We start from the raw sequence: 19,511 nt of genomic DNA, 5'->3' as shown, positions 1-19,511 counted from the left end.
TCGATCGTGACGAGCCGGTCGAGCTAGCCGCGGACGGTCAGGATCTCCGCGCCGTCCTCGGTGATGGCGACCGTGTGCTCGCTGTGCGCCGTGAGGCAGCCCGTCGCGCTGCGGAGCGTCCAGCCGTCGTCGTCGGTCACGAGCTCGTCGGTGTCGGCCATGACCCACGGCTCGAGGGCGAGCAGCAGGCCCGGGCGCAGCTTGTAGCCGCGGCCGGGGCGGCCGATGTTGGCGACGTGCGGGTCCTGGTGCATGGTCGAGCCGATGCCGTGGCCGCCGAACTGGACGTTCACGGGGTAGCCCGCCCCGGTCAGCACCGAGCCGATGGCGTACGAGACGTCGCCCATCTTCGCTCCGGGTACGGCGGCGGCGATCGCGGCGGCCAGGGCGCGCTCGGTCGTCTCGATCAGCTCGGTGCTGCCCGCGGGGCGCGAGGTGCCGACGACGAAGCTCAGCGCGGAGTCGGCCGCGATGCCGTTCAGCACGACCGCGAGGTCGAGCGTGAGCAGGTCGCCGTCGCGCAGGGCGTAGTCGTGGGGGAGGCCGTGCAGCACCGCGTCGTTGACGGCCGTGCAGATCCAGTGCCCGAACGGCCCGCGGCCGAACGACGGCGCGTAGTCGACGTAGCAGGACTCGGCACGGGCCTCGACGATCATCTCGCGAGTCCACTCGTCGATCTCGAGCAGGTTCGTGCCGACCGCGACGCGCTGCGACACGGTGTGCAGGATGTGCCCGACCAGCGCTCCGGAGTCGCGGGCACGGCCCAGCTCGGCGGGGCTGAAGATCTCGATCACGGGGCGTCTCCTCGGGTCTGCCGGCGGGCGGCGGGACAACTGTCCCGGTAATGCTATCCCGGCAGGCGCCTCCTCGGGCTAGGCTCTGCGCATGGTCCGTCTGCCGCTGAGCCCCGCCGAGGTCGCTCGAGGCCGCCGCCTCGGGGCCCTGCTCCGGCAGGCGCGCGGCGAGCGGTCGATGCTCCGCACGGCCCTCGACGCCGGCGTCTCGCCCGAGACGCTGCGCAAGATCGAGTCCGGCCGGGTCGCGACCCCGTCGTTCCCCACCATCGCGGCGATCGCCCAGGTCGTCGGCGTCTCGCTCGACGACGTCTGGGCCGAGATCAGCCGGCCGGCGCAGGGCGACCAGGCGCAGGAGGCGGTCGTCCCCGTCGACGCGCCGCTCGCCTCCAAGCACCCTCGGCCGCCGCCTCCCCGGCTGCTCGTCCCTCGCCCCGAGACGGCGTAGGCGAGAAGGGACGCCGCAGGCGTGGGCCCTCGCCCACGTCGTCCCACGACGCCTGCGTCGCTGTCCGCGACGACCGACACGGGCGCGGCCTAGGGTCGGGGGGTGCAGTTCGAGCAGGCCCTCACCGACACCGTCCTCCTGCGGGAGGCGCGGGTCGGCGACGCCGCCGCCCTCGCCGAGGCGCACCGGCGCAACCGCGAGCACCTCGCGCCGTGGGACCCGGAGCGGGCGCCGTCGTTCTTCGAGCCCGCCGGCCAGCGGGCGATGCTCACGGCGCGCATCGCGTCGGCCGCCGCCGGCGAGCAGCAGCCGTTCCACCTGATGGAGGGCGACCGCGTGGTCGGCACGATCGCCCTCAACCAGATCGTCCGGGGGCCCCTGCAGAAGGCGGCCGTCGGCTACTGGGTCGACCGGGAGCGGACGGGGCAGGGCCTGGCGAAGGCGGCGTTGGCGGTCGTCGTCGACCTCGCGGCGACCGGCCTCCGCCTGCACCGCCTCGAGGCGAGCGCCCTGCCGCACAACGCGGGGTCGCGTGCCGTGCTCGCCGCCTCGGGCTTCGAGCAGTACGGCTCGGCGCCGGGCTACCTCCGCATCGCGGGGGAGTGGCGCGAGCACGTGCTGTACCAGCGCCTCCTCGACTAGGCCACCCGCAACCGCCCGCACCGGAGCACGACGACGGGGCGCCGACCTCAGTGGTCGACGCCCCGTCGGGGTGCTGCGGCGCAGGGAGCCGCGGCGTGGGTCAGAAGGCCAGCTGGCCCTCGACCTCCTTGGACTTCATGCGAGCGAGGGCGAGGTTCGCCTTCGAGCGGTCGAGCACGAAGTAGATGAAGACCTCGCGGTTGCTGGCGAGGGGGCGGATGATGTGGATCTGGCTCGACAGGGTGATGAGGATGTCCTCGATCGAGTCGGCGAGGCCGAGCGACTTGGCCGTCTTGAGCTTGGCGCGGACGACCTCGGTGTTGCCGGCCGCGGCCAGCTCCAGGTCGATGCCGCTGCCGGCGCCGCCGAGCAGCATGCCGGACGCGCTGTCGACGACGGCGGCCGCCATCGCGCCGTCGACGGTGAGGAGGGTCTCGAGGGACTCGGAGATGTTCGCCATGGTGTCAGTGCTTCCTGTTCGGGTCAGGGCAGTTCGGGTGTGAGCTGTCCGGCCCTGACCTGGTCGGGTCAGGGGTGGTGCGGGCAGCGGTGCCGGCGTCGGGCGGGCACCGCTCGGCAGCCGGCCGCGGAGGTGCGGCCGGAGCGGTCGGAGGGGCAGGGCTGCGTGCCTGGCCAGGGTCAGAGCGCTGGGACGCCGTAGGCGTCGGCGCGTGCGGGTGCGTCGCCGTGCTCGACGGCGGCGTCCGGCTCGTGGGCGGCCGCGGCGGGCTGCACGGCCGGGCGGTCGGCCAAGGAGGCGGCCAGCTGCTGGGCGCAGCGGCGCGCGACCGAGAGGGCCTTGCCGAGCGTCTCGTCGTCGCCGAACAGCGCGCCGAGCACGACGGGGTGCCCGGGGACGCGCAGCTGGATGACGTGGCCCTTGTCGGACGCGATGATGACGTACTCGCTCGAGCCGATCCGCACCTCCCGGGCGACGGCCTCGCTGAGCGCCTGGATGGAGCTGGCCATGCTGGCGAAGCGGTTCGCGTCGACCTTGCCGTCGGGCACGTGGACGACCTCGAAGCCGTCGTCGGTGAGGAACGAGCCGTAGACGAGCGAGCGGCTCACCTCGCCCATGTCGAGCAGGGCCCGGCGGCCGAGGTCGACGACGACGGGGTCGAGGTGGGGCGCGAGGCTCACTCGGCCACCGCCACGGCGGGCTGCGAGGGCGCGGCGGAGGCAGCGGGTGCAGAGAACATCTCGCGCATCTCGATGTTGGCGACGAGCGTCATGAGGACGGTGCGCATCTGGTCTTCCTCTCGGGGGTCGACCGTGAACACCGGCACGACCAGGTCGGGGCGGCGCTCGGTCAGCGCCGCCGAGTAGTCGGCCACCGTCGGGGTGGCCGAGACGTCGGAGCGCGTCGCCGCGACGACGACGCCGCCGCGGTCGTGGAGGTCGCGGAACTCGTCGAGGAACGTCAGCATCTCGCCCACCGGGTCGGCGGCGTCGTTGTTGACGAGCAGCACCATGCCCTTGGCGCGCTCCTTGAGGATCGTCCACATGAAGTCGAACCGCTGCTGGCCGGGGATGCCGTAGAGGCGCACCTTGTCGGTCTCGCCGAGCGTGATCTCGCCGTAGTCGAGCGCGACCGTCGTGGTGTCCTTGTCGGCGGTGGCCCGGTCGGTGTTCGCGGCCTCGGTGCGGACGACCTCGGTCTCGCTGAGCGTCTCGATCGCGGTCGTCTTGCCGGCGCCCATCGGGCCGCCGAAGAGGATGACGTGCTCGGCCATCAGAGGCCGAGCCGGTCGCGCAGGCGGCTGAACAGGCCGCCGCGGCGGGGCTGCGGGGCGACCCGGACGTGGTCGGGGTCGGCGGACGACGACGAGGCCGACGACGAGCCGGCGGCGGCGACCGCGGCCGGCTCGGGCGACTCGGAGCGCAGCAGGCGCATCAGGCTGAACGCGTTGACGAGGCGCCGGGCCTCGGCCGGGTCCGACTCGCTGGCGTTGGCCAGCTCGCCGACCGGGAGGAACGTGTAGCCGAGCATCGCGGTCATCCGCATCTGCTCCGGGGTGTGCGTCAGCATCGTGAAGTTGGGCCAGCGCACCAGCTTGTAGCGGTCGTCGCGCTGCAGCCACCACGCGAGCTCGCCGAGGAACGAATTGGTGCCGATCAGCCAGAGCAGAGCGTCGAGGTCGGTGCCGGGCGGGCGCGACGCCTCCACGGCGGGGTCCTTGGCCTCGACGACCACGTCGATGTCGACGGGCTCGGCGGGGAACGCGGTCAGGGGGGTGTCCCACCAGTACGCGTTCGTCTCCACGTCGACGACGAGGGGGAGGTGGTCGGCCTGGCGGACGACCACGATCGACGCGGTCGGCTGCTGCTGGAGGCGGTGGAGGGCGATGGCCACGCCGGTCCAGCCGAACGACGGCACGGTGATGCCCGTCGTCTCGGGGCCGGCGGCGCTGCCTGTGTGGGGGTCCTGCGGGTCCGCTGGCGCGGTCCGGGCAGGCTCGAACGTCATCTCGTGACCGTGCATCGTGCGTGGCTCCTCGGGGGGTTCGGCGGTCGTCATCCGTGAAACCGGGCCACACGTGTCGTCGGGCCCGGGACCGCCGCCGACCACTAGACCAGTCCCGTCCGTCGACGTGCCACCCCCTGTTCTGGGCGACGGCGACCCCCTTTCTGGGCGGTCGCCGCGCCTCCTCGTCCCTGTGGGGGAGTCGTCGCGGAGCCCGCCGCGGGGGGCTGTGACGCAGACGGGGGGCACCCTCACTGGGACGTGTCGGGGAGGCGGCCCCGCCGTAGCGTGGCGACTGCTCGGGACGACTCCCGACGACCTGCCGCCCGGACCCCGACATGCCGGGCGCGCGTACCGAGGAGATGCACCCGTGGCTTCGATGACCGAGATCCTGATCCTGCACGGGCTGCTGCCCATGGAGCACCTCGACCGCGTGGGGCGCCGGGGCGCCGACGAGGAGGCGTCCATCCGGGAGCTGCTCGAGTCCGGCACCGTGACCTCCGCGCAGGTCGCCCGCGCCCGGGCCCAGGCCAACGGCGTCGACTTCGTCGAGCTGGTCGACTACCCCGTCGACCGCGCCGCCGTGACGATGGTGCCCGCCGCCGTGTGTCGCCGGCACAGCGTGCTGCCGATCGCGGTGCGCGACGGCCTCCTCCTGCTCGCGATGGCCGACCCGGGCGACGTCTTCGCGATCGACGACGTGCGCGCCGCGCTCCGCATCGGCGTCGAGCCGGTGCTCGCCGACCGCGCCGACCTGCAGGCCGCGCTCGACCGCTACCTCCGGGCCGACGACGAGCTCAACGACCTCACCTCGACGCTCGAGGAGGAGACCAGCGCGGTCGAGGCCGCCCAGGCCGACATCGCCTCCTCCGGCCCCGACGACGACGTGCCCATCGTGCGGTTCGTCAACCTGCTCGTCAGCCAGGCCATCACCGACCACGCCTCCGACATCCACATCGAGCCGGCCGAGCACGACGTGCGCATCCGCTACCGCATCGACGGGGTGCTGCACGAGATGCAGCCGGCCCCGAAGGCCATCCAGAACGGCGTGATCTCGCGCCTCAAGATCATGAGCGAGATCGACATCGCCGAGCGTCGGCGCCCGCAGGACGGCCGCATGTCGGTCCGCCACGGCGGCCGCCAGATCGACCTCCGCGTCGCGACGCTGCCGACCGTGTGGGGCGAGAAGGTCGTCATGCGGATCCTCGACAACTCGAACACGTCGATGAGCCTCCGCGACCTCAACCTGCTCGAGCGCAACTTCGACGTCTACGCCGCGTCGTACTCGAAGCCCTACGGCATGATCCTCGTGACCGGCCCCACGGGCTCGGGCAAGTCGACGACGCTCTACACGACGCTCAACGCGGTCGCGCGCCCCGAGATCAACGTCATCACCGTCGAGGACCCGGTCGAGTACCGGATGGACGGCATCAACCAGGTGCAGGTGAACCCCAAGGCGGGCCTCACCTTCGCCGGCGCGCTGCGGAGCATCCTGCGGTCCGACCCCGACGTCGTCCTGCTCGGCGAGATCCGCGACCACGAGACGGCGCAGATCGCCATCGAGGCGTCGCTGACCGGCCACCTCGTGCTCAGCACGCTGCACACGAACGACGCCCCGAGCGCGATCACCCGCCTCACCGAGATGGGCATCGAGCCGTTCCTCGTCGGCAGCGCGATCGACTGCGTCGTCGCCCAGCGCCTCGCGCGCCGCCTCTGCGACCGCTGCAAGACGCCGACCTCGTACACGCCCCGCCAGCTCGAGCACCTGCGGTTCCCGGTGCGCCTCGACGAGCCCGCGCCGCTCGTCTACCAGCCCGTCGGCTGCGCGCAGTGCTCGAACACCGGCTACCGCGGTCGCATCGCCCTGCACGAGGTGATGAGCGTCTCCGAGGAGATCGAGCGCCTCGCCGTCGCCCGGGCGTCGAGCGCCGAGATCGCCCGCGTCGCCACCGAGCAGGGCATGGTCAGCCTCCGCCACGACGGCTGGGCCAAGGCGAAGCTCGGCCTGACCAGCGTCGAAGAGATCCTGCGGGTCGTCGCGTGAGCGCCTCGCCCGTCCGCACCCGCCCCGCACCCGTCCGCACCGCCCGCTGCACCGCACCCGAGGGAACGCCCGCATGAGCGACAACGTCTTCGAGATCCCCGACCAGGTCGACCCGGCCGACGGCTGGACCCCGGGCACGCCCGGCAACGACCTGAGCACCCACACCCCCGCGACCGAGTGGGAGCTGCCGAAGGCGCCGCCGACGCTGGCGCCGCACATCGACGAGGCCGACCGAGGCCCGGTCTACACGATGGACGACGCCGGCGGGGAGGCGGTGCTCGGCTGGAGCCCCACCCCCGCGCCGACCAGCCGTCGCGCCGCGCGGCTCGCGAGCGCCCTCGAGGGCGGCGGCATGGCCGCCCGCACCCCGTGGAGCGACCCTCGCTTCGACGACTTCGACGACTCGGCTGCCCAGGTCGCCACGGCCAGCCCCGCCGTGGGCGAGGTCGGCTCGGCCGCGGCACCGCAGGCGTTCATGCCGCCGTACCTGCCAGCCGACACAGCCCTCGCCGCCGAGACCGCCCTCGACGCCGCGGCCGCCGCCTCCTCGGCCCCCTCGCTGCCCGACGTGTCGTCGGCCGCGCCGACCTCGCCGGTCGTGCCCGCCGCCTCCTCGGCTCCCTCGCACTCCGCCGCCCCGGCGCCCGCCTCGCCCCAGCTCGGCGACGGCGGCCTGCTGCGCGTGCCGTCGTTCGCGCCGTCCAGCGCGCAGCACGCCGCCGAGGAGGCGCCCCCCGCCGCCCAGGTCGAGTCCCGACCCGGCATCGAGCTGCACGAGCACGCCCGCACGGTCGCGCACCCCGCGCTCATCGCGGCGCTCTGCGAGGTCGTGCTGCAGGGCGCCTCCGACCTGCACGTCACGGTCGACGCCGCCCCGACCCTCCGCGTGGACGGCGGCCTCCAGCCCGCCCTCGCCGGTGGCGAGCCCTGGGACGCCCCGACGGTCTCCGCAGCCCTGACCAGCCTGCTCACCCCGGCGATGAAGGAGCATTTCGACGAGCGGCTCGAGCTCGACTTCGCCTACTCGCTGTCGGACGAGTCGCGCTTCCGCGTGAACTTCTACCAGCAGCGCGGCGCGATGGGAGCGGCCTTCCGCCTCATCCCGACCGAGATCAAGCAGCTCGCCGACCTGGGCGTGCCCGAGGTCGTCAGTCGCTTCGCGAAGCTGCCCCGTGGCCTCGTGCTCGTCACGGGCCCCACCGGCTCGGGCAAGTCGACGACCCTCGCCGCCCTGATCGACCTGGTCAACCGCACGCGCGCCGACCACATCGTGACGGTCGAGGACCCGATCGAGTTCATGCACCAGCACAAGAAGGCGATCGTCAACCAGCGCGAGGTCGGCCACGACACGCACAGCTTCGCGAACGCGCTCAAGCACGTGCTGCGCCAGGACCCCGACGTCATCCTGATCGGCGAGCTCCGCGACCTCGAGACCATCTCGGTCGCGCTGACCGCCGCCGAGACCGGCCACCTCGTGTTCGCGACCCTGCACACGCAGAGCGCCGCGCAGACGATCGACCGTGTGATCGACGTGTTCCCGCCGCACCAGCAGGACCAGGTGCGCACCCAGCTCGCGTCGACGCTCCAAGGCGTCGTCTGCCAGACGCTGCTGCCGAAGGCGGGCGGCAAGGGCCGTGTCGTCGCGACCGAGATCATGATGATGACCCCGGCCATCGGCAACCTCGTGCGCGAGGGCAAGACGTACCAGATCGCGTCGTCGATGCAGGCGGGGCGCGACCTCGGCATGCACACGATGGACCAGAAGCTGGCCGACCTCGTCAACACCGGCACCGTCACGCACAAGGCCGCGATGGAGAAGGTGCACGACGCCGAGGGCTTCGACCGTCTCGTCACCCGTGTGATCAACAAGGCCGAGACGACCGGCCTCGACGCCGGCATCGACTTCGGCGACGCCTTCTCGATCGGGAGCAACTGATGGCCACCAGCACCGCCTACGCCTACAAGGGCCGCGACTCGGCCGGCAAGGTCGTCAAGGGCAAGGTCGACGCGTCCAGCGAGGGCGCCGTCGTCACCCGCCTGCGCACGATGGGCGTGCAGCCCATCTCGATCGCCGCGGCGAGCGACGGCACCGGCCTGCAGCGCGAGATCTCGATCGGCGGCCTCGGCGGCGGCGGCGTCAAGATGAAGGAGATCGCGGTCATGTCGCGCCAGATGGCGACCATGATCGCGTCCGGCCTGTCGCTGCTGCGCACCCTGACGATCCTCGCCGACCAGGTCGACAACAAGACGCTGCAGAAGGTCATGCAGGAGGTGCGCGACGACGTCGAGACCGGCGTCTCGTTCTCCGACGCGGTCGGCAAGCACGACAAGCACTTCCCGCCCCTGATGATCAACATGATCCGGGCCGGCGAGGTCGGCGGGTTCCTGGACAAGGCGCTCGAGTCGACTGCGGACAACTTCGAGAAGGAGGTGGCGCTGCGATCCACGATCAAGTCGGCGATGACCTACCCGGTCGTCGTGCTCGTGATGTCCCTGCTCGCGGTGATCATCATGTTGACCTTCATCGTGCCCATCTTCCAGGACATGTTCACGAACCTCGGCGGCCAGCTCCCCCTGCCCACGATGATGCTCGTCTACGCGTCTCGGGCCATGCCCTACGTGCTGCCGGTGCTCATCATCGGCGGCATCGGCGGGTCGATCTGGTGGAAGACGAACAAGAACTCGGTCAAGGTCCGTTCGAAGCTCGACCCGCTGAAGCTCAAGCTGCCGGTGTTCGGCGAGCTGCTGCGCAAGATCGCGATCGCCCGCTTCTCGCGCAACTTCTCGAACATGATCGGGGCCGGCGTCCCCATCCTCACCGCCCTGCGGATCGTCGGCGAGGTCTCGGGCAACTACGTGCTCGAGGAGGCGCTGGTCGAGGTCGCGGAGTCGGTGCGGCAGGGCGAGTCCATCGCCGCGCCCCTGACCGCCTCCGGGGTCTTCCCGCCGATGGTCACGCAGATGATCTCGGTCGGTGAAGACGCGGGCTCCCTCGAGACGATGCTCGAGAAGGTGGCGGACTTCTACGACCAGGAAGTGAAGTCGACCACGGAGTCGCTCACGGCCCTCATCGAGCCGCTGCTGATCGCGTTCCTCGGCGTCGTCGTGGGCGGCATGATCGTCGCGCTGTACCTGCCGATCTTCCAGATCACGTCGTTGATCAAGTAGGCGCTGCGCCGTTCTGCCCGAAGGGCCCGACCATCGGTCGGGCCCTTCGTCGTGTGCAACGGGTGTCGCTTTGCTGGTGACCCCTGAACAGGGGTTCTGCCCTTTCGGGGGTGACCCGGACTGGGGCCGTGTCGCCGGCATAAACCCCCCGTCTGCGGGATTCTCGCGGGTCTCGGGGGCTGGGAGAGTCATCTCCGGCGGGAACGACGTGACCGCCTCCGATCACCTCTCCCGCACCCGATCTCGAACGGACCAGTCATGTACTTCGCACTCATGGGCAAGCTCTCCGCCCGCCGCCAGGACCTCGCCCAGGACAAGGACAAGGGCTTCACGCTCATCGAGCTCCTCGTCGTCGTCATCATCATCGGCATCCTCGCCGCGATCGCCATCCCCGTGTACCTCGGCGTGCAGAACAACGCCAAGGACTCGTCGGTCAAGAGCGACGTCGGCAACGCGAAGACCGCCATCGTGACGGTCCAGACGAACACCGGCTCGCTCCCCGCGACCAACACGAACGTCGGCGCTGTCGATGGCATCGCTGCGGCTGGGTACACCAAGGGCGATGCGGTCGACGGCAACATCAAGTACGCCAAGGGCACGGGCACGGCTCCGACCACGTTCTGCCTGACCGCCAAGAGCGTGACGGGCAACGTGTTCTTCGCCACCGAGTCGTCCGGCGTCACCCAGGTCACCGCCACCGTGACCCTCCCCGCGGGCTGCACCGCCGCGTAACGCGCAGGGGAGGTGCGGCCTGGACGGCTGCACCTCCCCATCGCACCCTCCGCCCCCTGCACGCACCCTCGAACCCGACCGGGAGGTGACCCACCATGTTCCGACGCATCGACGACGTCCTCCGCCCCGCCTCCCCGGCGCAGCGCGACGCCGGACTCAGCCTCGTCGAGGTCATCGTCGCGATGATGGTGTTCACGATCATCTCCGTCGGGGTCGCCTACACGATCACCAACTCGCTCGTCCTCACCCGCGAATCGCGGGCCCGGGCGGTCGCCACCAACCTCGCCGCGCAGGAGATCGACCTGCTCCGCAGCGTGGACGACGTCTTCAGCGTCGTCTCCAAGACCTGGGTCACCGAGGTCGGCGGCACCACGTTCACCATCGCGCGGAGCGCCGAGTGGACGACCTCCGCCACGAACTCGACCGCCTGCGGCACCGGCACCGGCACCCTGCAGTACAAGCGGGTGCAGGTCTCGGTCACCTACGCGGGCCAGCGCACGGTCAGCGCCCCGATCACCTCCGCCACCGTCCTGGCGCCCAACGGCCGGATCAACGACCCCGCGAAGGGCACGATCGTCGTGTCGGTCATCGGCGCGTCCGGCGCCGGCGCCGAGGGCGTGACTGCGACCGTCAAGGCGGCCGCCAAGGACCCCAACGGCGCCGTCACGCCCCCTGCTCTGGACCCGACCGACAGCTCCGGGTGCACCTACGCCCTCAAGGTCGCCCCCGGCAACTACGACGTGACCATCTCGAAGGCCGGCATGGTCGGCCTCGACCAGGCCGCCACCCAGACGACCACCCCCGTCACCGTCTCGGCCGGCGGGGCCGGCACCGCCTCCTTCTCCTACGACACGGCCATCTCGTTGCAGACGAACTTCGCGACGAACTTCCCGAGCCCCGTGGTGCTGCCCGGCAACCTCGACGTGACGTTCCGCAGCACCGTGGTGGGCGACTACACGATGTCCGCCGCCGCCACGAAGCCGGCGAAGCTGTTCCCCTTCTCGGGCGGCTACGCCGTCGTGGCCGGCAAGCACCTCGACCCGAGCACGGACCCCAAGACGAACGTCGTGTCGAGCTGCCTCTCGCCCGATCCTGCCGCGTGGGTCACGCCCGCGGCCGACAAGGCCATCGGGGCAGCCCCCGTGCCCGTGGGCGCTGCCCCCGGCGGGTCGGCCACGGTCGGCGTACCGATGGGCGTGCTGCAGCTCAGCAAGATCAGCGGCACGGTGAAGGTCGTGGCCGTGCAGCAGAAGACGGGCGCAGCCGGCGACCCCGGGTGCCTGGTCCCGTCCACCTACACGTTCGCCGCCGTCACGAAGGACACCCTGCTGGCCCTGCCGTTCGGGACGTGGTCGTTCTACACGGTGACGGACCTGCTCAACCTCGGGCTGATCACGTCGAGCAACCAGGTCAACCCCCAGGACTCCGTGCTCCGGACACGCGGATCGATCGACATGCCGACCAAGACCATCACGCTCGACCCGCGGGGGCTGACCCCGTGACCCGCCTCCGTGCTTCCCTCGCCGCGCTCCGTGAGCGGCGCGACGCCGGCGTCAGCCTGGCCGAGCTGCTCGTCGCCATGATGGTCTTCGCGATCCTCATCGCCATCACCGGCGGCTTCATGGTCAGCGCCTCGCGCGCCTCCTCGCAGACGCAGTCGATCGACTCGGCCACACGCGTCGCCACCAACGGCATGACGGCCGTGACCCGCACTCTCCGTGCCGCGACCGAGAACCCCGTCAAGGGCCAGACCCTGCCCGACGCCGCCTTCCCGCAGGCGGCGGCCAACGCCGTCACCGTCTACGCGTACGTCAACCTCGGCTCGTCCGACGCGACCCCGGTGATGGTGCAGTACTACCTCGACGGCGCCGCCCTCAAGGAGAAGACCTGGCCCGGCGTCGTCTCCACCGACGGCTTCTGGACCTTCGGCACCACGCCCACGACCCGCACCGTCGCGTCTCCCCTCGTGACGGGCACCGACCTCTTCGCCTACGTCGACGCCGACGGCGCCACCATCTCGCTCGCCGCCGGCGCGGTCCCCGCAGCCAAGATCGGTTCGATCGCCGCGGTCCGGGTCCGCGTCCAGGCGGGGACGGCCAACACCTCCGCCGCCTCCACCACGCTCGTCAACACGGTGGGCCTGCCCAACCTCGACATCGCCAGGGACCTCTGATGATCCGCCTCCTGCACGCCCGCCTCGTCCGGCTCCGCCGCGACGGAGCCGACCGCGGCGTCGCCCTGGCCAGCGTCATCGGGCTCGGTGCCGTCCTGCTGCTGCTCAGCGTCACCATGGCGTCCGTCGCGGTGAGCGGCACGGTCAAGGCCCGCGACGACTCCGACTTCAACGCGGCCATCGCGGCCGCCTACGCCGGCGTCGAGGATTACCAGAGCAAGCTCGCCAACAACAACGCTTACAGCCAGTACGGTGCGAAGGTCACGGCCTTCAGCACGGGCTCCACCTTCACCGGGACCGACGGCAACCCAGCGTTCGGCAAGGGCACGGCGGGAAGCTGGCAGACGGTCGGCGACGGCACGGGCGCCTCGTACCGGTACGAGGTCGACAACTCGAAGTACTCGACCGCCGGCACGCTGCGCATCCGGTCGACGGGCCGGGTCGGCGACACGACGCGGTCGGTCGTGGCCGACCTGAAGCAGGACGGGTTCCTCGACTACGTCTACTTCACCGACTACGAGATCAGCGACCCGGTGCTCTCGAGTGCATCGTGCTCGCCCAAGTACGAGTGGGCGGTGACCGAGCGGCCCAGCTGCACGACCATCCAGTTCTCGGCGACGGACGTCATCGACGGCCCGATGCACACCAACGACACCATGAGGGTCTGCGGCGGCACCCAGTTCAAGGGGGCGACCACGACCTCGAGCACCCGGTCCAACCGGTACGTCGCGGTCACGGGCACCAACTGCACGGGGACGCCGAGCTTCGGCGGCCAGTCGAAGCCCGCCTACGCCCAGGCGATCACCATGCCTCAGACCAACGAGGCCATGCGCCAGGAGACGCGGACCGACCTCAAGACGACCACCGTCCCGAACCCCGGGTGCCTCTACACGGGCCCCACCCGCATCACGTTCAAGTCCGCCGGCACGATGAACGTCTACTCGCCCTACACGAAGGCCACGCAGATCGAGTCCGACCCGAGCAAGGGCTCGGCCCCTGCGATGTGCGGCACGCCGGGCGACGGCGCCAAGGGCGGCACGCTCGGCAGCGTCGGCGGGCAGGACGTCACGGTCCCGGCGAACAACCTGGTCTACGTCCAGGACGTCCCGGCGTCGTCGACCGACGTCAACTACTGGAGCGGGAAGCCGACGAACTTCAGCTGCCGCAACGCGGACGACTCGGCCGCCGGCAACGGGCTGGGGTTCCCCGCCAAGGACGAGGTGAACGCCACCTACAGCTGCACCGCAGGCGACGTCTTCGTCCAGGGCACGCTCCAGGGCAACGTGACCGTCGCCGCGCAGAACTTCGTCTACGTCACCGGCGACGTGAAGTACTCCGACGTCTCGAAGGACATGCTCGGCCTCGTCGGCACGAACGCCGTCTACGTCTACAACCCGGTCAAGAACTACGGCACCAGCAAGAACCCGGACATCGGGCTCATCGACCGCACGAAGTCGAACCGTGTCATCCAGGCAGCCATCCTCTCCGTCTCGCACACGTTCACGGTCCAGAACTACGCCGCCGACAGCGGCAAGCCCAAGGGCACCCTGCAGGTCCTCGGCTCGATCTCGCAGAAGTTCCGCGGCCCCGTCGCGACCAGCGGGAACGGCGACAGCGGCTACACGAAGGCCTACGTCTACGACCCGCGCATGCGCTACACGGCCCCGCCCAAGTTCCTCTCGCCCGTCTCGACCAGCTACGGCGTCACGCAGGTCGTCGAGAGCAAGACCGCCGTCGCGGCCTCGGGCAAGGAGCTCGTCCCGTGACCGCCCTCCTCCTCGCCGCCCTCACCGCCGGCGGCCTCGGCCTCCTGATCGGCTCGTTCCTGAACGTCGTCGTCCACCGCGTCCCCGCGGGCATGTCGATCGCGTCGCCGCCGAGCGCCTGCCCCGGCTGCCACTCGCCGATCAAGGCGTACGACAACGTGCCCGTGTTGAGCTGGCTCGCCCTCCGCGGCCGCTGCCGCAGCTGCCGGACGGCCATCTCCGCCCGTTACCCGATCGTCGAGCTCGCCACGGGCCTGTTCTTCGTCGTCGTGGCCGCCCGCATCTGGCCGCTCGGCGACGTGCCCATCGAGGCCGCCCCGCTCGTCGCCGCGCTGCTCGAGCTCGTCGCGTTCCTCTGGCTGGCCGGCGCGAGCGTCGCGCTCGCGATCATCGACGTCGAGCACCACCGGCTGCCCGACGCGATCGTGTTGCCGTCGTACGCGGTCGGCCTCGTGCTGCTCGGGGCCTCCTCGGCCCTGTCGGGCGAGTGGGACGCGCTGCTCCGCGGCGTGGTCGGCATGGCCGCCCTGTTCGTCTTCTACCTGGCCCTCGCGCTCGTCAAGCCCGGGGCCATGGGCCTCGGCGACGTCAAGCTCGCCGGCGTGCTGGGCCTCTGGCTCGGCTGGCTCGGCTGGGGCGAGCTCGTCGTCGGCGCGTTCGCCGCGTTCCTGCTCGGCGGCCTCTTCTCGATCGTCCTGCTCGCCACCCGTCGTGCCCAGCGCACCGGCGGCATCCCCTTCGGCCCCTGGATGCTCGCGGGCGCCTGGGTCGGCGTGCTCGTCGGCGGCATCGTCGCCGCCTCCTACCTCCAGCTACTCAGCGTCGCGTGACCCCGACCTCACGCAGAAAAGAGACCACCCCATGACGAAGAACATCGTCGGCGTCGACATCGGCAGCCGATCGCTCCGTGCGGTCGAGGTCGCCGACGTCGACAAGCCGCGGCCCACCGTCGTCCGCTTCTCCGAGATGGCCCTCAGCGACGGTGCTGCCAGCCGCGGAGAAGTGCTCGAGCCGCAGACCGTCGCCAGCGCCCTCAAGCAGCTCTGGAGCGCCGGCGGCTTCAAGAGCAAGAACGTCGTGCTCGGCATGGGCAACCAGCGCGTGCTGGCCCGCGACCTGACCGTGGCGAAGGCGTCGCGCGAGCGGATCCGCGAGTCGCTGCCGTTCCAGGTGCAGGACATGCTGCCCGTTCCCGTCGCCGACGCGCTGCTCGACTTCTACCCCTACAAGGAGAGCGAGGGCGAGAACGGCCCCGTGCTCAACGGGCTGCTCATCGCCGCCGTCAAGGACGCCGTCCTCGGCAACGTCCGCGCCAGCAAGCTCGCCGGGCTGTCGACCATGGGAGTCGACCTCATCCCGTTCGCGAACACGCGCCTCCTGGTCAACCGCCCCGGCCTCACCGGCACCGTCGCCCTGATCGAGATCGGCCACAGCACCTCGTCCGTGATCGTCGCGACCGACGGCGTGCCGCAGTTCGTCCGCATCATCCCCTCGGGCGGCGACGACGTCACGCAGGCGATCGTCGCCAAGCGGGGCATCTCGGTCGAGGAGGCGGTGGCCGTCAAGCGTCAACGAGGCCTCAGCACCGTGATCACCAACGCCGAGGAGCAGGCCTCGTCGGCCGCCATCTTCGAGTCGGTGAACGAGCTGCTCGGCAGCTTCCGCAACACCGTCCAGTACTTCGTCAACACCCGGTCGACCGAGACGATCTCGCAGATCGTCCTCGCCGGGGGCGGCGCCCTGCTGCCGGGGCTCCCGGACGCGCTGTCCGAGGTGACGCGCCTGCCCGTGGTCGTCGCCGACCCGTTCGCCACCGTCGCGTTCGGCAAGAACGTCGACGAGGCCACCCTCCGCGGACGCGCCTCCGACATGACCGTGGCCCTCGGGCTCGCACTGGGGAGCGCCGCATGAGCCGCACGAAGAAGACCGCCACGGCGGTCGTCGGGGGACTGCCCCGCGTCGACCTGCTGCCCCCGGAGGTCCGTGCCGAGCGGCACACGGGCATCGTCGTCCGTCGTGCCTGGATGGGGGTGGCCGTCGCGGCCGTCGTCGTCGCCATCGGTGCGGGAGGGGCCACGATCGTCTCGATCCAGGCGAACGACGAGCTGCTCGCCTCGCAGGCCGAGACCCAGCAGCTCCTGATGGAGCAGGGCAAGTACACCGAGGTCCGCGAGGTCAAGTCGGACATCCAGCTGCTCACCGCCGCGCAGACGGTCGCCGGCGCCGCGGAGATCCCCTGGCCCTCCTACCTCGCGCAGATTCAGGCGACCCTGCCCGCCGGCGTCACCGTGACGACGATCACGATCGACCAGGCCTCGCCCATCGCCGAGTACCAGCAGTCGGACACTCCGTTGCAGGGCGCCCGCGTCGGCACCGTGACCTTCACGGCCCAGAGCGCGACGCTGCCGAGCGTCCCGGACTGGCTCGACGGCCTGGCCACCCTGCCCGGCTACACGGACGCCACCCCCGGCTCGGTCACCCTCGAGGAGGGCGTCTACGAGGCGACCGTGACCATGCACATCGACCAGGGCGCGTTCTCCAACCGCTTCGCCCCCGCTGAGAGCGAGTGACCTGATGGACCGCAACCGCATCAAGCTGATCATCGCGATGGTGAGCGGCGTCGCCGTGCTCGCCCTCGGCTTCCTCCTCGGCGTGCAGCCGCAGCTGACGGCCGCCTCGACCGCAGCCACGCAGAAGGCGACCGTCGACCAGCAGAACGAGGGCATCCGGGCGGCCGTCGAGCAGCTGATCGCCGAGAACGAAGGGCTGCCGGGCCTGGAGGCGGAGCGCGACTCCAAGCTGGCGTCCGTGCCCGCAGCACCCGACATGCCCGCTCTCATCCGGCAGCTCGACACGATGGCCGGCGAGGCCGGCACCGTGGTGACGTCGTTCACGACGGCTGACCCCGTGTCCTACGTCGCACCGGCGTCCGCGACGGCTCCGGCTGCGGCGGCGCCCGCGGAGGGGACCGAGTCGTCGGAGGGCACGGACGGCAGCGCCGACGCTGCTGCCGCCGCGCCGGCCGAGGCCGCCCTGCCGACCGCGCCGGCGACCGTCACCGACCCAGCCGTGACGACGGCGAACTTCTCCACGATCGCCGTCACCGTCGACATCCAGGGCTCGTACGACCAGGCGCTGGACTTCGTCGACCGCATCCAGAAGGGCCCGCGCCTGTTCCTCGTGACCGCCATCACGAGCAGCGAGCCCGAGGAGGGCAGCGAGACCGCCGAGGGCCAGACCTGGACGGTCGGCGGCCTCGTCTTCGTCCTCCAGGACGGCGACACCGCCCCCGCCGACGGCGACGCCACGACGACGGCGCCGACGCAGGCCGAGGGCACCGACGAGGGCACGGACACGACCGCCAGCGGTCGCTGACCGGCCGACCCGCGCCTCCTGCGCTCGGCTGAGCGCCCAGAGCCCGGCTCCTCCCTCCACAGGGACGAGCCGGGCTCTTCCGCCGCCCGCACCCGTCCTGGCCCGACGCCTGCGGACGTCCCGCGGCGTACCCTCACCTCATGACACGTGCCGTCTACGCCCTGATGGCGAGCGTCCTCTTCGGCGCCCTGCTCGTGGCGACGGCCGGCTTCGAGAGCCTGCTGCTCGACCGCGACGTCATCGGCGAGCCCGACGCGGGCCCCTTCCTCGGCCCGGCCATGGGCGGCTCTGCGCTCCTCGTCGTCCTCCTGGCCCTGATGCGCTCGGCCGCGCTCGCCGACGCCCGCGACGGGGGAGCGCCGGAGGTGCGGGGAACGTTCCCCGCCCAGCCCCTGCACGACGCCCGCCCGGCCCGCCGGGGCCCGCGCCCCGGAGACGAGGGCGGCGGCGTCCCCGGTCCCCGACCCGTGCCTCCGAGCCCCTGGCCCGCCGTCGTCTCCGCGGCCGCCGCCGTCTGGGCGGTCATGCTCCTCGTCGGGAGCGTCGGCTACGCCGTGGTGCGCGGCGAGGTCGTCTGGCTGGTGCTCTTCGCCGCCCGCTACGCGCTGTCGCCGTTCGTGCTCGGCGCGGTCGTCTGCGCCGCCCTCGTCGTGCTCGGCACGCTGCTGCTCTCGAGGGCCGAGCCCGCCCGCTGACCGGGCGGGGAGGCGCCTGGCCGTTCGCCGTGGGCGTCCCGTCGCAGCCCGGAGACATTTGATTAACCCCCTGGCCGAAGCTATGCTCTATCGGGTGTGCGCTTCATCGCGCGCCCGAAAATCCCGCTCGTACCACGGTCGACGACCCGGCACGAGCAGGGTCACACCGTCCCCCAGCTGCTCCGCGTGCTCGTCACGCGGCGGTCGCCGGGCGGGGCAGGGCCTCATGTGGCCCGGTCCCGACGAGACGAGGACGCCGACCATCCGGTCGGACAGAGCAGAGCACTGCACGGCGCAGCACCGGCCGAGAGCAGAGCGCAACCAAGGAGAACCAGTGCCAACCATCCAGCAGCTGGTCCGCAAGGGACGCACGCCGAAGGTCGTCAAGACCAAGGCCCCCGCCCTGCGGTCCAACCCCCAGCAGCGTGGCGTGTGCACCCGCGTGTACACCACCACCCCCAAGAAGCCGAACTCCGCGCTCCGCAAGGTCGCCCGTGTGAAGCTCTCCAACGGCACCGAGGTCACCGCCTACATCCCCGGCGAGGGCCACAACCTGCAGGAGCACTCGATGGTGCTCGTGCGCGGCGGTCGTGTGAAGGACCTCCCCGGCGTGCGCTACAAGATCGTCCGTGGCGCCCTCGACACCCAGGCCGTGAAGAACCGCAAGCAGGCTCGTAGCCTCTACGGTGCGAAGAAGGACAAGAAGTAATGCCTCGTAAAGGACCCGCGCCCAAGCGCCCCGTCGTCGCCGACCCGGTCTACGGTGCGCCGATCGTCAGCCAGCTCGTCAACAAGATCCTCCTCGACGGCAAGAAGGGCCTCGCCGAGCGCATCGTCTACGGTGCTCTCGCCGGCGTCTCCGCCAAGAACGACCAGGATGCCGTCGTCACGCTGAAGAAGGCGCTCGACAACGTGCGCCCGACCCTCGAGGTGCGTTCGCGCCGCGTCGGCGGCTCGACCTACCAGGTCCCCGTCGAGGTCAAGCCGCACCGCGCGAACACGCTCGCGCTCCGCTGGCTCACCACCTACGCCAAGGCTCGTCGCGAGAAGACGATGACCGAGCGCCTCATGAACGAGATCCTCGACGCCTCCAACGGCCTCGGCGCCGCTGTCAAGCGCCGTGAGGACACTCACAAGATGGCCGAGGCGAACAAGGCCTTCGCGCACTACCGCTGGTAACAGCCACGGAGGCGCGGTGTGCGCACGACGT

General features: G+C 71.4%; 21 protein-coding genes. 16 read left to right on the top strand and 5 right to left on the bottom strand.

Going from position 1 to position 19,511, the window contains the following annotated elements; translation table 11 throughout:
- Positions 1–23: 23 nt before the first annotated feature.
- Positions 24–794 (bottom strand): type I methionyl aminopeptidase, encoded by a 771-nt coding sequence (gene map, locus IFT77_RS10760; RefSeq protein ID WP_192169983.1) that lies wholly within the window; start codon positions 792–794, stop codon positions 24–26.
- 91 nt (positions 795–885) lie between these two features.
- Between map and IFT77_RS10755 the strand changes: the two genes are divergently transcribed.
- Positions 886–1,242, top strand: coding sequence for a helix-turn-helix transcriptional regulator (locus IFT77_RS10755; RefSeq protein WP_192169982.1), 357 nt, complete (start codon positions 886–888; stop codon positions 1,240–1,242).
- A 102-nt stretch (positions 1,243–1,344) separates the two neighbouring features.
- The gene (locus IFT77_RS10750) at positions 1,345–1,884 is read left to right on the top strand and encodes a GNAT family N-acetyltransferase (RefSeq protein ID WP_192169981.1); all 540 of its coding nucleotides are present in this window, start codon (positions 1,345–1,347) and stop codon (positions 1,882–1,884) included.
- A 100-nt stretch (positions 1,885–1,984) separates the two neighbouring features.
- Here IFT77_RS10750 and IFT77_RS10745 read toward each other — a convergent pair whose 3' ends face one another.
- From IFT77_RS10745 to IFT77_RS10730, 4 genes are all read right to left on the bottom strand, one after another.
- Positions 1,985–2,344 (bottom strand): hypothetical protein, encoded by a 360-nt coding sequence (locus IFT77_RS10745; RefSeq protein ID WP_192169980.1) that lies wholly within the window; start codon positions 2,342–2,344, stop codon positions 1,985–1,987.
- A 179-nt stretch (positions 2,345–2,523) separates the two neighbouring features.
- Complete coding sequence (locus IFT77_RS10740) at positions 2,524–3,024, bottom strand: roadblock/LC7 domain-containing protein (RefSeq protein ID WP_192040714.1); 501 nt, start codon at positions 3,022–3,024, stop codon at positions 2,524–2,526.
- On the bottom strand, positions 3,021–3,617 hold the full coding sequence (locus tag IFT77_RS10735; protein WP_192040715.1) for an ATP/GTP-binding protein: 597 nt from the start codon (positions 3,615–3,617) through the stop codon (positions 3,021–3,023). Before IFT77_RS10735 ends, IFT77_RS10740 begins: the two co-directional genes overlap by 4 nt.
- Positions 3,617–4,351 carry a hypothetical protein gene (locus IFT77_RS10730; protein ID WP_192169979.1) on the bottom strand — a complete coding sequence of 245 codons (735 nt, stop codon included), beginning with the start codon at positions 4,349–4,351 and terminating at the stop codon, positions 3,617–3,619. The genes IFT77_RS10735 and IFT77_RS10730 overlap by 1 nt, the downstream gene beginning before the upstream one ends.
- A 367-nt stretch (positions 4,352–4,718) precedes the next feature.
- On the opposite strand from IFT77_RS10730, the gene IFT77_RS10725 reads away from it, so the two are divergent.
- The 14 genes from IFT77_RS10725 (at position 4,719) to rpsG (ending at position 19,480) form a co-directional block, all read left to right on the top strand.
- Positions 4,719–6,392: a GspE/PulE family protein gene (locus IFT77_RS10725; RefSeq protein WP_371741017.1), complete on the top strand. Its 1,674-nt coding sequence runs from the start codon at positions 4,719–4,721 to the stop codon at positions 6,390–6,392.
- A gap of 73 nt (positions 6,393–6,465) precedes the next feature.
- Positions 6,466–8,328 carry a type IV pilus twitching motility protein PilT gene (locus tag IFT77_RS17335; protein ID WP_305798189.1) on the top strand — a complete coding sequence of 621 codons (1,863 nt, stop codon included), beginning with the start codon at positions 6,466–6,468 and terminating at the stop codon, positions 8,326–8,328.
- Entirely contained in the window at positions 8,328–9,560 is a 1,233-nt protein-coding gene (locus tag IFT77_RS10715) for a type II secretion system F family protein (protein ID WP_192169978.1), read from the top strand. Before IFT77_RS17335 ends, IFT77_RS10715 begins: the two co-directional genes overlap by 1 nt.
- 258 nt (positions 9,561–9,818) lie before the next feature.
- Positions 9,819–10,292, top strand: coding sequence for a type II secretion system protein (locus tag IFT77_RS16900; RefSeq protein WP_244638736.1), 474 nt, complete (start codon positions 9,819–9,821; stop codon positions 10,290–10,292).
- 95 nt (positions 10,293–10,387) lie between these two features.
- Complete coding sequence (locus tag IFT77_RS10705; protein ID WP_192169977.1) at positions 10,388–11,794, top strand: prepilin-type N-terminal cleavage/methylation domain-containing protein; 1,407 nt, start codon at positions 10,388–10,390, stop codon at positions 11,792–11,794.
- Positions 11,791–12,465, top strand: a complete 675-nt coding sequence (locus IFT77_RS10700) for a prepilin-type N-terminal cleavage/methylation domain-containing protein (protein ID WP_192169976.1) — start codon at positions 11,791–11,793, stop codon at positions 12,463–12,465. The genes IFT77_RS10705 and IFT77_RS10700 overlap by 4 nt, the downstream gene beginning before the upstream one ends.
- Entirely contained in the window at positions 12,465–14,231 is a 1,767-nt protein-coding gene (locus IFT77_RS10695; protein ID WP_192169975.1) for a hypothetical protein, read from the top strand. Before IFT77_RS10700 ends, IFT77_RS10695 begins: the two co-directional genes overlap by 1 nt.
- The gene (locus tag IFT77_RS10690) at positions 14,228–15,061 is read left to right on the top strand and encodes a prepilin peptidase (protein ID WP_192169974.1); all 834 of its coding nucleotides are present in this window, start codon (positions 14,228–14,230) and stop codon (positions 15,059–15,061) included. The genes IFT77_RS10695 and IFT77_RS10690 overlap by 4 nt, the downstream gene beginning before the upstream one ends.
- A 31-nt stretch (positions 15,062–15,092) precedes the next feature.
- Complete coding sequence (pilM, locus tag IFT77_RS10685) at positions 15,093–16,142, top strand: type IV pilus assembly protein PilM (protein ID WP_192169973.1); 1,050 nt, start codon at positions 15,093–15,095, stop codon at positions 16,140–16,142.
- Positions 16,139–16,801 carry a hypothetical protein gene (locus IFT77_RS10680; protein ID WP_192169972.1) on the top strand — a complete coding sequence of 221 codons (663 nt, stop codon included), beginning with the start codon at positions 16,139–16,141 and terminating at the stop codon, positions 16,799–16,801. The genes pilM and IFT77_RS10680 overlap by 4 nt, the downstream gene beginning before the upstream one ends.
- A gap of 4 nt (positions 16,802–16,805) precedes the next feature.
- Positions 16,806–17,606 (top strand): hypothetical protein, encoded by an 801-nt coding sequence (locus IFT77_RS10675; RefSeq protein WP_192169971.1) that lies wholly within the window; start codon positions 16,806–16,808, stop codon positions 17,604–17,606.
- 140 nt (positions 17,607–17,746) lie between these two features.
- Positions 17,747–18,301 (top strand): DUF6121 family protein, encoded by a 555-nt coding sequence (locus IFT77_RS10670; protein ID WP_192169970.1) that lies wholly within the window; start codon positions 17,747–17,749, stop codon positions 18,299–18,301.
- Positions 18,302–18,635: 334 nt separating this feature from the next.
- On the top strand, positions 18,636–19,010 hold the full coding sequence (gene rpsL / locus IFT77_RS10665) for a 30S ribosomal protein S12 (protein ID WP_043593380.1): 375 nt from the start codon (positions 18,636–18,638) through the stop codon (positions 19,008–19,010).
- On the top strand, positions 19,010–19,480 hold the full coding sequence (rpsG, locus tag IFT77_RS10660) for a 30S ribosomal protein S7 (protein WP_123547680.1): 471 nt from the start codon (positions 19,010–19,012) through the stop codon (positions 19,478–19,480). The genes rpsL and rpsG overlap by 1 nt, the downstream gene beginning before the upstream one ends.
- Positions 19,481–19,511: the final 31 nt, after the last annotated feature.

It is taken from the genome of Frigoribacterium sp. CFBP 13729 (assembly GCF_014841875.1).
Classification (GTDB): domain Bacteria; phylum Actinomycetota; class Actinomycetes; order Actinomycetales; family Microbacteriaceae; genus Frigoribacterium.
This window is presented reverse-complemented; position numbering and strand designations above follow the sequence as displayed.